General features: G+C 51.1%; 12 protein-coding genes. 9 read left to right on the top strand and 3 right to left on the bottom strand.

What is annotated here, in order from left to right; all coding sequences use genetic code 11:
• Nucleotides 1-150: 150 nt before the first annotated feature.
• The 6 genes from J3P35_RS19625 (at nt 151) to J3P35_RS19650 (ending at nt 6129) form a co-directional block, all read left to right on the top strand.
• A complete protein-coding gene (locus J3P35_RS19625; RefSeq protein WP_210466447.1) occupies nt 151-756 on the top strand; it encodes an inorganic diphosphatase in 606 nt (201 codons plus the stop codon).
• Between the two features lie 152 nt (nt 757-908).
• Nucleotides 909-2561 (top strand): glucose-6-phosphate isomerase, encoded by a 1653-nt coding sequence (gene pgi / locus J3P35_RS19630; RefSeq protein WP_210466448.1) that lies wholly within the window; start codon nt 909-911, stop codon nt 2559-2561.
• Between the two features lie 105 nt (nt 2562-2666).
• Complete coding sequence (locus J3P35_RS19635; protein WP_210466449.1) at nt 2667-3401, top strand: hypothetical protein; 735 nt, start codon at nt 2667-2669, stop codon at nt 3399-3401.
• A 113-nt stretch (nt 3402-3514) separates the two neighbouring features.
• Entirely contained in the window at nt 3515-4030 is a 516-nt protein-coding gene (locus J3P35_RS19640; RefSeq protein ID WP_210466450.1) for a YdeI/OmpD-associated family protein, read from the top strand.
• Between the two features lie 332 nt (nt 4031-4362).
• Nucleotides 4363-5193 carry a Cof-type HAD-IIB family hydrolase gene (locus J3P35_RS19645; RefSeq protein WP_210466451.1) on the top strand — a complete coding sequence of 277 codons (831 nt, stop codon included), beginning with the start codon at nt 4363-4365 and terminating at the stop codon, nt 5191-5193.
• Nucleotides 5194-5274: 81 nt separating this feature from the next.
• Nucleotides 5275-6129 carry a pirin family protein gene (locus J3P35_RS19650; protein WP_210466452.1) on the top strand — a complete coding sequence of 285 codons (855 nt, stop codon included), beginning with the start codon at nt 5275-5277 and terminating at the stop codon, nt 6127-6129.
• A 96-nt stretch (nt 6130-6225) separates the two neighbouring features.
• Here the strand turns inward: J3P35_RS19650 and J3P35_RS19655 are convergent, their stop codons facing one another.
• The gene (locus tag J3P35_RS19655) at nt 6226-7170 is read right to left on the bottom strand and encodes a bestrophin family protein (RefSeq protein ID WP_317195408.1); all 945 of its coding nucleotides are present in this window, start codon (nt 7168-7170) and stop codon (nt 6226-6228) included.
• Nucleotides 7171-7663: 493 nt separating this feature from the next.
• The gene (locus tag J3P35_RS19660; RefSeq protein ID WP_210466454.1) at nt 7664-8422 is read right to left on the bottom strand and encodes a DNA repair ATPase; all 759 of its coding nucleotides are present in this window, start codon (nt 8420-8422) and stop codon (nt 7664-7666) included.
• 143 nt (nt 8423-8565) lie between these two features.
• Between J3P35_RS19660 and J3P35_RS19665 the strand changes: the two genes are divergently transcribed.
• The 3 genes from J3P35_RS19665 (at nt 8566) to J3P35_RS19675 (ending at nt 10688) form a co-directional block, all read left to right on the top strand.
• Nucleotides 8566-8973 carry a 6-pyruvoyl trahydropterin synthase family protein gene (locus tag J3P35_RS19665; protein WP_210466455.1) on the top strand — a complete coding sequence of 136 codons (408 nt, stop codon included), beginning with the start codon at nt 8566-8568 and terminating at the stop codon, nt 8971-8973.
• Nucleotides 8966-9631, top strand: coding sequence for a GTP cyclohydrolase I FolE (gene folE / locus J3P35_RS19670; protein WP_210466456.1), 666 nt, complete (start codon nt 8966-8968; stop codon nt 9629-9631). The genes J3P35_RS19665 and folE overlap by 8 nt, the downstream gene beginning before the upstream one ends.
• Before the next feature lie 142 nt (nt 9632-9773).
• Nucleotides 9774-10688, top strand: a complete 915-nt coding sequence (locus J3P35_RS19675; protein ID WP_210466457.1) for a TIGR01777 family oxidoreductase — start codon at nt 9774-9776, stop codon at nt 10686-10688.
• 215 nt (nt 10689-10903) lie between these two features.
• On the opposite strand, the gene J3P35_RS19680 is transcribed toward J3P35_RS19675, so the two are convergent.
• Nucleotides 10904-14302: a T9SS type A sorting domain-containing protein gene (locus J3P35_RS19680; RefSeq protein WP_210466458.1), complete on the bottom strand. Its 3399-nt coding sequence runs from the start codon at nt 14300-14302 to the stop codon at nt 10904-10906.
• Nucleotides 14303-15124: the final 822 nt, after the last annotated feature.

A 15124-nucleotide genomic window follows, 5' to 3' on the forward strand; every position in this document is an offset into this window, starting at 1 on the left:
ATGAGTGGATGAAAGATTGAGTGAATGAGTGGTTGGGAGAATGGGCAGGAGAGTCTAAAAAGGGAGATTTCTGGTTCTGCTGGAAAGAATCCGTTTTTTAGCTATCTTACAGAAAACAGGCTTATAACGCCGCCACTTCCTGCTACCACCATGCCCTTTACCATAACTACTTATTGGCCGCTTCCGCTGCTTCTCCTGGCATTTCTCTGCCTCAGTTGTAAACCCAATTACCGTGAACTCCCGGCCATCACCGAGACCAAGCACTGGCAGGCGGTGGTGGAAACGCCCTCAGGCTCCACCATGCCGCAGGTGTATGATGCGCAGGAGAAAAAGTTTGTGCCGCAACTGGAGGCCGGGCAGCCCCGCAAGCTGGAGTTTCTGCCATACCCCGGCAACGAGGGTTTTATTCCGTCCACGCTGATTGATTCTGTGGATGGCAAGCAGGCGGGTCCGCTGCCGGTGGTGATTCTGTGCAACCAGAAAGAACCGGGTACGGTGCTGGAGATTCTGCCGGTGGGCGTGATGATCCTGGAAAGCGAAGGCGAACTGAGGAACCTGGTGGTGGCGGTGCCGGCGCGGCCCAGTGAGCAGACCATCTCGCCCAACTCCTTCAGTGATTTCTCGGCCCGTTACCCAGCGGTCAAGAAGATTCTGGAGCAATGGTACCTCAACGTGAATCCGCGGCAACCCACCCGCTTATCGGCTTGGAAAGACGAGGCCTTCGCCGATAGGCTCATCCAACAGGGGGTGCAGTAACGCTCTCTGTTTTGGGCCTTGTTTTGGAAAATCGGGCTTAAAACAACTTTGGGCCGCTTTGGTCTGCCGGGGTGCTTTTGCAAAACGCATTTTCCTAAAGTCGTCACAATTCCTAACTTCGCTCTCTATAGAGTTGTACTAAAGACACACGCATGTTTCCATCCATAGATCCTACAAGCACCCAGGCCTGGGCCAAACTGACGCAGCATTACGCGCAAACCAAAGACAACCACCTGAAAGATGCCTTCGCGCAGGACCCGCAACGGTTTGAGAAGTTCAGCGTCACTTTTGAGGATATTCTGCTAGACTACTCCAAAAACAGAATCACGGAGGAAACCCGCGCTCTCCTAGTGGAACTGGCGCAGGAGTGCGGCCTTCCCGATGCCATTGAGGCCATGTTCACCGGTGAGAAAATCAACTTCACCGAGAACCGCTCAGTGCTGCACGTGGCTCTGCGCAACCTGTCTAACACGCCCATTCTGGAAGACGGCAAAGACGTGATGCCCGAGGTGAACCGGGTGCTGGAACAAGTAGAGAAATTCTCTAACGAGGTCATCAGCGGCGCCTGGAAAGGCTATACCGGCAAGCCGATTGACACCATTGTGAACATAGGCATCGGTGGTTCTGACCTGGGCCCGGTAATGGTCACCGAGGCCCTGAAAGCCTACCAGAAACCCAACATCACCACCTATTTTGTCTCCAACGTGGACGGCACGCACATTGCCGAGACGCTGAAAAAGATAAACCCGGAGACTACGCTCTTTATGATCGCGTCCAAGACGTTCACCACCCAGGAAACCATGACCAACGCCCACAGTGCGCGCGACTGGTTCCTGGAGAATGCCAAAGACGAGGAGCACATCAAGAAGCATTTCGTGGCGCTGTCTACCAATGCTAAAGCCGTATCTGAGTTCGGGATTGACACGCAGAACATGTTCGGGTTCTGGGATTGGGTTGGCGGCCGTTATTCCTTGTGGTCGGCCATCGGGTTGTCTATCGCCTGCACCGTGGGGTACGAGAACTTCCGGGAGTTGCTGGCCGGCGCCCACGCCATGGACAACCACTTCCGCAAAGCACCACTGGAGCAGAACCTGCCCGTGATCCTGGCGTTGCTGGGCATCTGGTACAACAACTTCTTTGACGCCCAGTCGCACGCGCTGCTGCCCTATGATCAGTACATGCACCGTTTCGCGGCGTATTTCCAGCAGGGCGATATGGAGAGCAACGGCAAGTACGTAGACCGCAACGGCCAGCCGGTAAGTTACCAGACGGGTCCTATTATCTGGGGCGAGCCGGGCACCAACGGCCAGCACGCGTTCTACCAGTTGATCCACCAGGGCACCAAACTCATCCCTTGTGATTTCCTGGCCCCGGCCATCAGCCACAACCCCATCGGCGACCATCATCCTAAACTCATGGCCAACTTCTTCGCGCAGACCGAGGCCCTGATGAACGGCAAGGACGAGGCGCAGGTCGTTGACGAGATGCACCGCCTGAGCTGCTCTGAAGAGGAGATCCAGACCCTGAAAGCGTTCAAGGTTTTTGAAGGCAACCGGCCAACCAACTCCATCCTGTTCAAACAACTGGACCCAAGAACCCTGGGCAGCCTCCTGGCCATGTACGAGCACAAGATCTTCGTGCAGGGTGTGATCTGGAACGTCTACAGCTTCGACCAATGGGGCGTGGAACTAGGCAAGCAACTAGCCAAGCAAATCCTGCCGGAACTGACCTCAGACGAGGAAATCACCTCCCATGACTCTTCCACCAATGGCCTGATCAAGCAGTTCAAGGCGTTTAGGAAGTAGGCGTTTATCTTGTAAAATCCTCCTGAATTCATTCTGGTTATCTATTCTAAAGAACGGATAACTGGAATGAATATCTTTTTATATTCTAGTTGGCACAAATAAGTAATGAATAAAGAAGAACAGACTTGGTGGGGAGTATTTCTGGTAATCCCGATGATTTTTGGATACAATCTGGCAGATGCTCTGGCACCAGATGATAAAACGGAATTTCTGTATGCCGCCCTTTTTGGCGGTGCTGGAGCTCTGATGGGTGCAGGTATTTATTATCTCATGAAAGACAAAAGCAAAGGTTTAAAAATCGCCTCAGCAACTGGACTTTTCGCTGTAGGTATACTCGCTCTTTACTGGGCAGTCTCACAACCTACAGATGAGGAAATTCTGAACACAGATTGGGTTACACAGACCATTGGTGAGGTGCAGTTCGACAGCCCTGAGAAACTCACTTTACGAACTTCGGAAATTCCCGCGTCAGCAAAGTGGTTTTATAAAGAGATGAAGCTCTACTCTGATGGAAAAAATGACAGGCTTACTACCTTCCTAGACTCCAAAATTACAGTTGACACTTTGGCTATTGCGGACGCATACTCCAACGCACTGGAAAGTATGCTCAAGAAACACAGCATTAATCCAGCAAAGCTGAAACTAAAGACATTTTCATCCGACGAGGAAGAAATTTCAGCAATGTTCACCTTTGATCTGAATGGCGAGACGGTTAACGGCTATGGGCATATGTTCAAAAAAGGGGAAGTACTGGAATCAGTTTGGCTAATGCCTGTAACAAAGGGCTTCTCCAAAGAATACATTGAGGAATTTGAAGCGGGGATAATTCCAAATTATTAATAGAAAATACTTGTGCTATCAAAGTGCATAAGCCATGCTCCAGTCAACAGGTTAGCCATTGTTAAAACGGGACTATAACCAAATATCAACACTCAAATCCTACTTCTCTCACCATGCCTCCCATCCACTTCAACACTCATATTGGTAAACTAGAGTACCTCATGGGCACCCATTACCTGGAGATTCCGGCGGAGGTGGTGCAGAAACTGGGCGGCAAGTTCAACGTGCGGCTGCTAGTCACGGTGAACAACGCGCTCACTTACCAGGGCGGCATAGTGGCGCTGGGTCAGGGCCTAGGCTACATCACGCTGACCAAACAGCGCCTGAAACAACTGGGTCTGAAAGAAGGCAGTCCGGTCACCGTAACTTTAGAAAAAGACGAAAGCCAGTACGGCACGCCCGTGCCGGAGGAACTCACCGAACTCTTCCGGCAGGATGACGAAGGCAAAGTCCGTTTTGACCAACTAAAACCCGGCATGCAGCGCTACATCATCCAGCACGTAGCGGCGGTGAAAAGCTCCCAACTCCGCATAGACCGGTCCATCCTGCTTATTGAAAACCTGAAGCACTTAAAACCCGGTAAAGAAACTTTTCGGGAGATTCTGGGACTGGAGAAACGGGAGGCATAATTGCGAGTCCTGAGTTCTGAGTCTTGAGTTTTGAGTCGAAGTGGAATAGGCAGGTGTTTAGGGGCCATTTTCTGAAAACGGGTCTGAAATGCCTGTACCCACCCCTGCCCTTCCCAGGGGGGATTTTCTTCTAATGTACTACCGCTCAATGTTGGTTAATTTTGTAGAGACAAGGCATGCCTTGTCTTTTGCACGCATTTCCTCTTTTCCACCATCTCGTTCTTTCTGCCTGATTTTCCTAAAAACAGGCCCAAAACGATTCAGAAAACTTTCCTCCTTTCCCCGCTGCCTGCCGTACCTTTGGAGGAACAAACAACCGCATTCCTTACCGCATGAACATCCGCGCCATTTGCTCCGATATTGACGGAACGCTGCTTAACAGTGACCGGGAGCTTTCCCAAAGAACCATTGACACCATTCAACGCTTAGATAAAAACCTGCCCTTTATCATGGCCTCGGCTAGAATGCCCAGCGCTGTGCGCCATCTGCAGGAACAACTGGGCATTCTGCACCACCCTATGATCTGCTTCAACGGCGGTTACGTGCTGCTCTACGATGACTCCACCCAGGAGCCCCGCGTGCTGGACACCGTGCAGATTCCGGCCTCGGTGTGCCTGGAGATTGCCCAGTTGGCCCAGGGCACCAGCATCAACGTGAGTCTATACCAGAACGATGACTGGCACGCGCCGCAGGATGACCAGTGGACCCAGCGCGAGATCAAGCACACCAAAGTGACGCCTACCATCTCCTCTACCCAGGAAGTTTTGCAAACCTGGCAAGCCGAGTCTACCGGGGCGCACAAGGTCATGTGCATGGGCGCCGCCGAGGAAATCCAAACGCTCTGGGAAGCACTGAACCCCAAGTTCGGGGAGCAGTTGCACATCTACCGCTCCAACGACCGCTACCTGGAAATCGCCCCGAAGACTATTTCTAAGGCCACCGCTTTGGAGCTGCTTTTGAAAAAACACTATGATTTCGGGCTGGAGTCGGTCATGGCGTTCGGGGACAATTACAACGATGTGGAGATGTTGGGTGCTGTGGGACTGGGCATCGCCGTAGGGAACGCCCGCCCAGAGGCCAAAGCCGCCGCCAAGGAAGTCACCGCCCCCAGCATTGAAGACGGCGTGGCCCTGGCCATAGAAAAGCATCTGCTGCAGGCGTAGGCTGCTTTCCCGCAGGTAAGCGGCAATCCGGGCCTTATCCCAAGCGGTTTGCGTATATAGCAGGAAATTGAAGGAACCCACATGAGAAGCATCAAGAGAATCCATAAAGCCGAGTACTCGCCCATCGCGGATCTGGTCACGTACTCGCCCCTGCCCTCGCGCAGCGTGCAGCAGATAGATCCGTTTTTGTTCCTGAACCACCACGGGCACCAGGTCTACAAGCCCAATAACCGCGGATTGCCCTTTGGGCCGCACCCGCACCGGGGCATGGAAACCGTGACGTTCATCCTGGAGGGCGATATCATGCACAAAGACTCAGGCGGGCATGAGAGCGTGATCACCGCGGGTGGCGTGCAGTGGATGACCGCCGGCAAGGGCCTCATCCACGCCGAGGTCTCTTCCTCAGATTTCAAGAAAACGGGCGGCCCTTTGGAGATCCTGCAGCTGTGGGTGAACCTGCCGGCCAGGTTCAAGATGACCGAGCCCCGCTACGAAGGTCTGCAGCAGGAGAGCATTCCCTCCTTCACCCTGGACGAAGGCAAAGTAACCGTGAACCTGGTCTCCGGCATCTGGGACGGGCATAAAGGCGCTTTTGAAACCTTGTCAGACATCGTACTGAGCACCGTGTACTTCCAGCCGGGCGGAAAACTGAGCCTGCAGGTACCCGCCGAGCGGAACATCTTCTTCTACATCATCAAAGGAACCCTCACCGTGAATGGCCAAGAAGTACCGTTCAGAAACCTGGTAGAATTCAACAACGATGCTCCGGAGCTGACCATTGAAGCCACGGAGGACAGCATTTTGCTCTTCGGGCACGCCGTGCCATTCAATGAACCGGTGGTGGCGCAGGGTCCCTTCGTGATGAACACCCAAGCCGAGATCCACCAAGCGTACGCCGATTACCAGGCAGGCAAATTCGGTTCCTGGAACCATTAATTGCTCTATCAGATGCAAATCCCCCGCTTCAGGCCTGTTTTCTCTAAAACAGGCCTGAAGCGGGGGATTTCGTTTTTGGCAATGACTAATCGGATGTCAATCCAGGATAAATTTCTTTTTAGGCTTCAGGGCCTTGGGTATTTCCTGGCCTGCCATCTCCAAGAGCGAGGCCTCAATGGTCTGGCTGATGGTGTTCAAAGCTAAGTCATTGGGCTCGGTGCCGAAGGGTTCTTCAATCTCGGTCACAATAGATTCCAGGGCCATGAAGGTGTAGCCCACAAACACCACCATGAGCGGCGTCATCCACCCGATGCTGTCTACCAGCCCAAACGGCAGCAGGAAACAGTACAGGTACACGGTGCGGTGCAGCAGCACGCTGTAGGTGTACGGAATGGGCGTGCTGGCAATCCGCTCGCAACCGCCCACAATGTTGGAAAGCTGGTTTAGGTTATGGTCAATGGCTGCCTGCGTGATGGAATCTATGCGCCCCGCCTCTTTCCCGGCCTGCACCCACTGTCCCATTTCCCTCAGGAGTAAAATAGGTTTGAAACGGGCTTTCGCCAGTCTCAGTACTAACTCTTGCGGGAGCAGCCGCTGAAAATCTTCAGTAGGATCTGTCCTGCGCAGCTGGTGTTTGAGCGCGTAGGTAAAGGCGATGAGCAGGCGCACAAAGGAAAGCACCTCGGGCGAATCTGCCGGGAGGCCGGTCATGGTGAGGGCCTGGCGGGTGAGTGAGCGGGTATCAATAAGCAAGGCACCCCAGAGCTTGCGGCCTTCCCAGAAACGCTCGTAGCTGGCGTTGTTCCGGAAGCCCAGGAAAATGGCCAGTGCCACCCCCAGCAAAGTAAACGCCGCCGGGTTCAGCGGGATTTTGTACTCAAACAGTCGTCCCTGCACAAACACCACCGCCACCGAGATGAGCAGCAGCAAGCCCAACCTGGGAAGAATGGCCGGCAACACAGAGCCCTTCCAGACGAAGAGCATCTTAAACCAATTTTCTCTTTCTCTTACAATCATAATGCAATGCCCGCGCAGCCTCATCTATTCCGGCTTGCTTAAGGGCACGCAAAGGTACAGCCTCGGGTTACAAATCTCACCTATCGGCGCTGATACCAGGGGATTCTCTGGTTAGGTTGGGCAATATGATATTTAAAAGTATTGCCGTTTCAAGCCTATTTAGGTCAAAGAAGGCTTGAAACGCAGGAGGTTTGTAGACATTACATCAGCTTTGCGGCAGACCTACTACTGTTTGCCCACCAGATCCTTTCAGGATGACAAAGAGAGAATAGATAAGGATGGCAAAGTGGGAATGATGGTTTGATGCAGGAGGCCCAATCACTTTGTTGATAATAAAACCATTCCTATAAACTTGAAGCACCAAAAGCTTTACGGAAATGTAAAATCTCCCAAGAGGACAAACTCGGCCTTCAAAGGATTTCCGTTTCAAGCATGATTCCCAAAAAACTACCCAAAAACGGCCGGGCCCGATGTAAGTGCTACATCGGGCCCGGCCGTTTGCTTTATTATGTTTTGGTTAGTCAATCTTGTCCAGCTTGGCTTTGACAATTTCCACGGCGTGGCGCATGTTCTCCAGCTCCTTTTTGTTTGTTTCCTGCTGTTTCAGGTTTTGCTGCACGTCTTTGTTCAGTTGCTCCAGTTCCTTGGCATTGGCGGCCAGGGCGGCTTCCAATTCCAGTTTGCGCTGCTGGTTTCTGGTGATTTTGGTTTGGATCTCGTTGGCCTCATTCACCACCAAATCGGCTTTGGCCTGGGTATTGGTCACTACCTTCTCAGCGTCCAGAACCTGCGCCTGAATGTCCTGTCTGTAGAGGTTACGCGCGAATTGCTGCAACATGGCGGCGCCGTTGGCCCACTCACGCGGTGTTTCTTTTTTACCTAGGTAGGCGTTGCCCATGTCCAGCGACCACCACAGCAGGGTGCCCTTCTCATTGGCTTCCACTTTGGAGAAAATGCGCAGCGGGTTGCGGCTGATGGAGTCTAGCTGGGCTTTTTCCACGGCATAGATTCCTTTGCCGGCCTGCGCTTTGGCCGTGGGCAGAATAGAAGGCCCTTTCACCACCCCTCCGGATTTTTCCTTTAAAAAAGTAGCCCAGGCTTTCTCCACCACTTTGCTGTCCAGTTGGATCATGATACGCTGCCCTTTCCGGCTGATGCCGTTCACCTCCACCTCGGTTTCCTCTACCGCTGAGCGCTGCGCCCAGGCCGCGGTGGCCATTCCCCAAAATAAGAGCAATAACACAACTGTTAATTCCCGCGTACGTTTGCCTTCCATGTTCATTATCTGCTTTAAATCGGCCGCAAAATTAATCCATTTATCCGCATTAGTCCTTAAGCCTTAGCAAATTTATACGGTGCACGTATAGTAGAAAAACCCCGAAGGAAAACTAAATTGCCTCTACTCCTGTTTCCAGCCTTATGAATGTGACCGTCTGCCGAAAAGAGAATTTCAATGCTGCCCACCGGCTCCATAACCCAAATTGGTCCGATGAGCAGAACAAAACCGTCTTCGGGCTATGCAACAACCCTAATTACCATGGCCATAACTATGACCTCATAGTAAAGCTTACCGGCCCGGTAGACCAGGACACAGGCTATGTCTATGACATGAAAAAGCTGAGTCTTCTCATAAAAGCAGAAATTTTAAATAAATTTGACCACAAAAACCTGAATCTGGACACCGAGGAGTTTCAACACCTGAATCCCACCGCCGAGAATATCGCCGTAGTCATCTGGCAGCGTCTTCGCCCCCACCTCCCGGAAAACTATGCGTTGTCCATCACTTTATTTGAAACTGAAAGAAACTTTGTTGAATACCATGGATAAAAGGGACTGGAACGAGGAAGATCCCGAGGAGGAGCATTTTGCCGGTTCTTTAGACACGCCGCTGCGCCCAGATGCGTTTGACCTCACCGATGAACAGAAAATAGACGGCATTGCCCACCACTTTAGGGAAATTATGACCCTCTTGGGCCTGGACCTGCAAGACGACAGCCTCAAAGGCACACCGCGCCGGGTAGCCAAGATGTACGTGAAGGAGATCTTTGACGGCCTTAACCCCGAGAATCGGCCCGCGGCCCGCCTGTTTGAGAACAAGTACGGCTACCGCCAGATGCTGGTAGAGCGCGACATTACCCTTTACTCCAGCTGTGAACACCACTTTGTGCCCATCATTGGCAAAGCCCACGTGGCCTACATCCCCAATGAGCACGTGATTGGCTTGTCTAAACTCAACCGCATTGTGCAGTACTATGGCCGCCGGCCGCAGGTGCAGGAGCGCCTTACCCGCCAGATTGCCCAGGAACTGCGCGATGTGCTCAAGTCTGAGAACGTGGCCGTACTCATTGAGGCCGATCACCTTTGCGTGATGAGCCGCGGCGTGAATGACGTGAGCAGTAGCACCATCACCTCTGAGTATTCTGGTTTGTTTGAGCAGGATGTCTACCGGCTGGAGTTTCTGCAGGCCATCCGCAGCCAGAAATAGCGGTCTGCAGAAGAAAGGAAAGATGAATTTTTCAGGCCTGCGCTTTGTTTCCAAGTGACTATTCTTGTATTAGTATGAGCCCTACCTATTTAGGCAATTTACCGTATAAGTTGGTCTGGGCGTAGACCGTAGATATCGCAACATGTCAGATAAGATATTGATTGCCGGGGGCACCGGTTTATTGGGAACACGGCTGTCAGAAATGTTGATTGACAGCGGTTATGAAGTGGCTCACCTTAGCCGCACCCCAAATAAATATGCCCGCTACAAGACCTTTAAGTGGGATGTGCAGAAAGGCTATATTGATGAGAACGCCATCCGGTACGCTGACTACGTAATCAACCTGGCCGGTACCAGCGTTTCTGGGGAGAAATGGACAATGGCCCGCAAAAAGGAAATCCTCAACAGCCGCATCCAATCCACTAATCTGCTCTGCCAGTACCTGGAAAAAACCCAGCACCACGTAAAAGGGTATCTGGGCTCCTCGGCGGTAGGGATTTACGGTGACTCCGGTGACCGTTTGATGATGGAGGAAAGCAGCTATGGATCAGACTTCCTGGCCGAGGTTTGCAAACAGTGGGAGCACGCTTCCTGGCAAGTCCATAACCTGGGCATCAGGACGGTTATCTTCCGGATTGGGATTGTGCTCAGCAACAAGGGCGGGGCGCTCCCGCAGATAGCCAAACCCGTGAAGATGCTGGCTGGCGCCCCGCTGGGCTCTGGTAAGCAGTACATGTCCTGGATCCATATTGATGACCTGTGCCGCCTGTGCATCAAAGCCATTGAAGACCGCCAGATGGAAGGGGTTTACAATGCTGTGGCGCCCAACCCTGCTACCAACGAGCAGTTAACCCGTAACCTGGCCAAGGTTATGCATAAGCCCATGGTGTTCCCCAACGTACCGGCCTTCGGGCTGAAACTTATGCTGGGCGAGATGAGCGAGATTGTCTTGAACAGTTCCCGCGTGAGCGCCACCAAGGTGCTTCAGACAGGCTTCACCTTTGAGTACAACAACATTCAGGAAGCCCTTGAATCGCTTTATGACAAGCACAGTTAAGTAGCAGATAACTCAAAAAAGAAATCCCTCAATGGTGCAAACCGTTGAGGGATTTCTTTTTGTAGCCTTACCTGAAGAATTCCTTCCATCCTTCACAAACACGGAGGTTTCTGTTTCATCTCAACTCCTGACGTTTAGCTGTTTAGAAGCCAAAAAAGAGAAAGTCCCCTGAAAACGGATTCTCAGGGGACTTTCTCGCTTTACAACCGCTCAGGTTAGTTCATTAACAAGAGCTTCTTGGTGATGGTCTTCTTAGCGGTGGTTAACCGTGCAATGTAGACACCGTTTGGCAAGCCCTGAGCGTTGAACTGCATGGCCTGCGGCACCCCGCCTTCAGCGTTTCCTACAAAGAGGTGACGCACCAGCTTACCCTGGGAATCAAAGATATCCAGCACTGCCTCACCAGACTCGGCTACCAGGAACTCAACAGTGGTGTTCTGGTTGAACGGGTTGGGGTAAACAGACAGGTTAGTCTCCAGTGTTGGCACAAGCTCAGCGGTTTTAGTCTCCTCCACAGCATTGCTGGTGGTGGTCATTACCATTGGACCTGTGGCCAGGACAAAGATTGGGGTCTCTGTTACGGTAATGGCCAGTTTGCCCTGGTTTGTCTTCACCTTTTTCACCGCAAAAGTGCTGCTTCCGATTGTAGGCGTGTAGATACTAGCTGAGTCGGTCCCCAGAGAAAGTGTGTAGTTCACTCTGCGGTCTTCATCATCAGGCACCCAGCAGGCATACATGTTCTTGCCGGAGTCGTCTCGGTACTTGTCAATGCGTGGGTCAGAGCTCAGGCGGCTAACCGGCACAAAATCCCCGAATTCGGTTCCCACTTGGGCGATGTAGTCGGCGGCAGGTCTGCGCACCAGGGTATTCCGGTCTACGTGGCCGCTGGTGGCAAATTGCGTGGTGTTGTAAATAGAGCCGCTGGCGTCGTCGTAGAGCTGGTAGAAATACAGACCAGACAGACCAGCCATAGCATAATCAAGGGAGCTTCTCAGGATCCAGTCGCCCTGCACCGCAAATTTGTCTTTCGCCCCTATAACTTTCGTTCCCTGGGTTTTGCTGTTCCAGTCATAACCGGTCTCGGTGATGATGATCGGCATGTCACCGTCACCCACCATTTCGCGGTTCATCTGGTGGAATTTGTTGATGTTAAGCGGTGCCAGGGAAAGCTCTGGGGCAACCCCTACCCTCACACCATCGGCGTACTGCTCGCCATCAAAGTTGTTGTTGTAGGCGTGGTAGTTGATCTCATCAAAGCAAAGGTTCACTTTCCCGTTGGGCAGGTAGCCTCTGTTCTTTTTGCACCAGTCCACAAGACCCTGGTAGAAGCCAGTCTTAGTGGTGGCGATACCGGCAGCCACTACTTTCATGTTAGGGTCAGCGTTTTTCACGCCCACGCCAGGTCCCAGGGTTCCCATGTGGCCGTCATAGAACGCGCTCAGGTAAGCGGCATACTCATCACTGTTCTGGTTAGCAGCCCGGCCTTTCCAGTTACGGTCTGGCTCGTTATTGGCCTCCATTTTGGAAATCAGGTTCATCCCGATCTTTACGGTGCTTTTGGTCTTTACCAGGGTTGGGTTCAGGCTGGTATTGGATCCGTATCGGGCGGCAAACTGGAAGGCAAGCTTGGCGATCTTGATGTAGGAAGCAGGCTTCAGTTTATCGGCGTTGTAGTTCGCGTTGAAGTAGTTGGTGCCCGTGGTATAGGTGCTTTTGTACGGCATCGGGGCGTTTTCATGATCATCAATGGCCGATGGATACGTGGCCACCATCCAGCCGGGGATGTTCTTGATACACACCAGCACTTCTTTGCCTCTGGCTTTGTGGCGAGCGTAAATCTCATCCAGTTTCCAGCTTCCTTTCAGGGTTGGGTTAAAGCCGTAAGTTCCTTCGTAGGCTTCCAAAATCCCCCAGTCCACGTAATCCCTTACTACTTTGTAAGGCTCAATGGCGGCAATCTTCTGTACAAGTCGCTCGGCAATGGTGCTGGAGTTATCTGCCGGATAGGTGTTGACACCCAGCATTCTTTTGAGCGGATAAGCGGGCTTGGTGAAGGTAGGCGGGGTATAAGGCTTGTATTTACCGTAGAACTTGATCTCGTCTGGTAGTCTCACGCCTTTCTTTTTCCGGAGGATAACGGCACTTACCTTGAGGGAAGTGGTTAGGGTATGGTCAACCCAGACATTGTACTTGCTGCCGTTATAGACAGGGCCCAGAATCTCTTTGCCGGTGCCTCTTTCCACGTAAATGGTCTGGATCTCAGATCCTGCAGCAATGGTATTGCTACCGTCATAGAAGCTGATTCTCTGCAGTTCCACCTCCATCTGATCCGGGAAGTTCAGGACAACGTCTGCCACAGGCATCATTTCCCCGTTACCCATGCTCACGGTTTCATTCACCACACCGTTGAACAGCTTGTCAATGTATTGGGTGCTTTTGTCTTTGTGGTAACCCCAGTAGCCTTTGTAAGGGATATTGCCGGTTACCGGGGTTGTGGTGGTAGTGGTAGTAGTGGTTGTACTGCTGGTACCTACTACCAGGGAACGGGTCACATTGGTAGCCGCGGAATAATTGCCACCCGCTACCTGCGAGGCGGTGATGTTGGCGGTGCCGGCTCCTACTATCGTTGCTTTCCAACCCTCGGTAGTCTTTACCACCGTGGCCACTGCAGGGTTTGAAGACGTGAAGGTGATGGGTGTGGTGGTATTGGTGCTGGTAGCAGTGATGGTGAAAGGCGCGTCTCCCACTTTCTTGGCAGGCAGAGCATTGAAGGTGATGATTGCCGGAACGGTAGAGACACTTAAAGTCCGGCTCACGTTAGTGGCGGCGGCGTATCCGTTACCTGCCGGTTGTGAGGCCGTGATGGTGGCAGAACCGGCTTTCAGGATGGTGGCCTTCCAGCCCTCGGTGGTATTAGCCACGGTTGCTACCGCGGTATTGGAAGAGGTAAAGTTGAGAGGAGTAACCGTGTTGGTACTGGTGGCTTGCAGCAGGAAAGGTGCGTCGCCGTATTTCTTGGCAGGAAGTGAGTTGAAGGTGATCACTGAGGCCAACGTAGTAGACTGGGTGGTGTTGGTGACGCTACCTACGGGCTGACCGTAGATTCTTACTTTCTGCGGAATGTTGTTCGCGTACTTCCGGACGATGATGGCATCTGCCTCGGTAAGGGTGCTGGGTTTGATATCTACCCACTGCAGGAACATTCTTCCGTCAAAAGTGGCGAGGAGTTGCCGCTCGGTGCCTTTTAAAGCGTAGATGTAGGCTGGGTTGGTGGTGAAGGTTCCCTGGTAATCATACAGAGAAACTCTTGAGATGGTACTCCGGCTTTCCAGATTCAGGACAACGTCTATGTACTGCTTGTTGATGGCGGTCCAATTATTCTGAACCAATTTACTGAGATCATCCAGCAGCCAGGGAGCATAATCTGTACCGGTATTTAGGGATGGTTCAATGGAAGTTACTTTAAGGTTTACCTCAGTGGATGTCTGGGCATTAGAACTTCTGGGAATTAAACAGGAGAGAAAGATAGATAAGCTTAAAAGAATGGGTTTAATAGGGTTCATGGGCGCGTGGTAGGTAGAAAAATCAGGTAGAATCCATGAAGGGGGGAGCATGAAGACTTATTACAATTCAGACGCGGCTTTAAACCTCTAATTATGAATTAATTAGGCTTATTAGAGGTAAATAAAGTGAAGTGAGAGCCCTCGCATTACCTGCGATGTGAAATACAGGGCTGTTTTTACAAAGTGGACTTATTCAATACATAAAACAATTCTACTAGTATGCAAGCCTAATACTAAGCTATAGTAAAATTTAGTTTAGATAGAAAAAACACAATTGCAAGTTAAACCTCTGCATCCCTCAACCTAGCTTTTGTATCAATAACCTCGTTATTTCCATTTTAAGCCAGGATTAAATAGGGTTTATATCAAGTAGTTATCGTATATACCGCATAAGAGTTAAGTGAAACCATCATAAAGAGTACAATTCTCTCTACTTTTAGATAATCCAAAATTATGCACTGAAACAAAACCACGCAACAAGCAAAATATAACTTTTCAAACAAAAGCTAAATCTTATATAAAGAAGTTAAACCTTATTTATGCTATTCTCGTAGGGGTGCCACTAATTTTCCGAGAAATTTGGATTTTATGAGCACCTTTTCAGGCAGGCTAATACTTTGAAGATGAGACCTCTATTTTACCATTAGGGCGTTCTATAATTTTATTCAGAATTATATTATTTTAATATATATACCAATTATATATATAAAGTATTGATAATAAGAAGCATAGGCCTAAAAGCAGCTTTTTACAAGGATTTGCAGACTACAGCACAAGGACGCAGAATTAGACAATTATGTATTTTAAAGATTTTTAATAAGGTTAAACCAACATCTTTTCGCAGGCCTTTCTTGCTTCTGTATCAGAAAACAA

The sequence above is a fragment of the Rufibacter roseolus genome, assembly GCF_017916365.1.
GTDB classification, from domain to species: Bacteria; Bacteroidota; Bacteroidia; order Cytophagales; family Hymenobacteraceae; genus Nibribacter; species Nibribacter roseolus.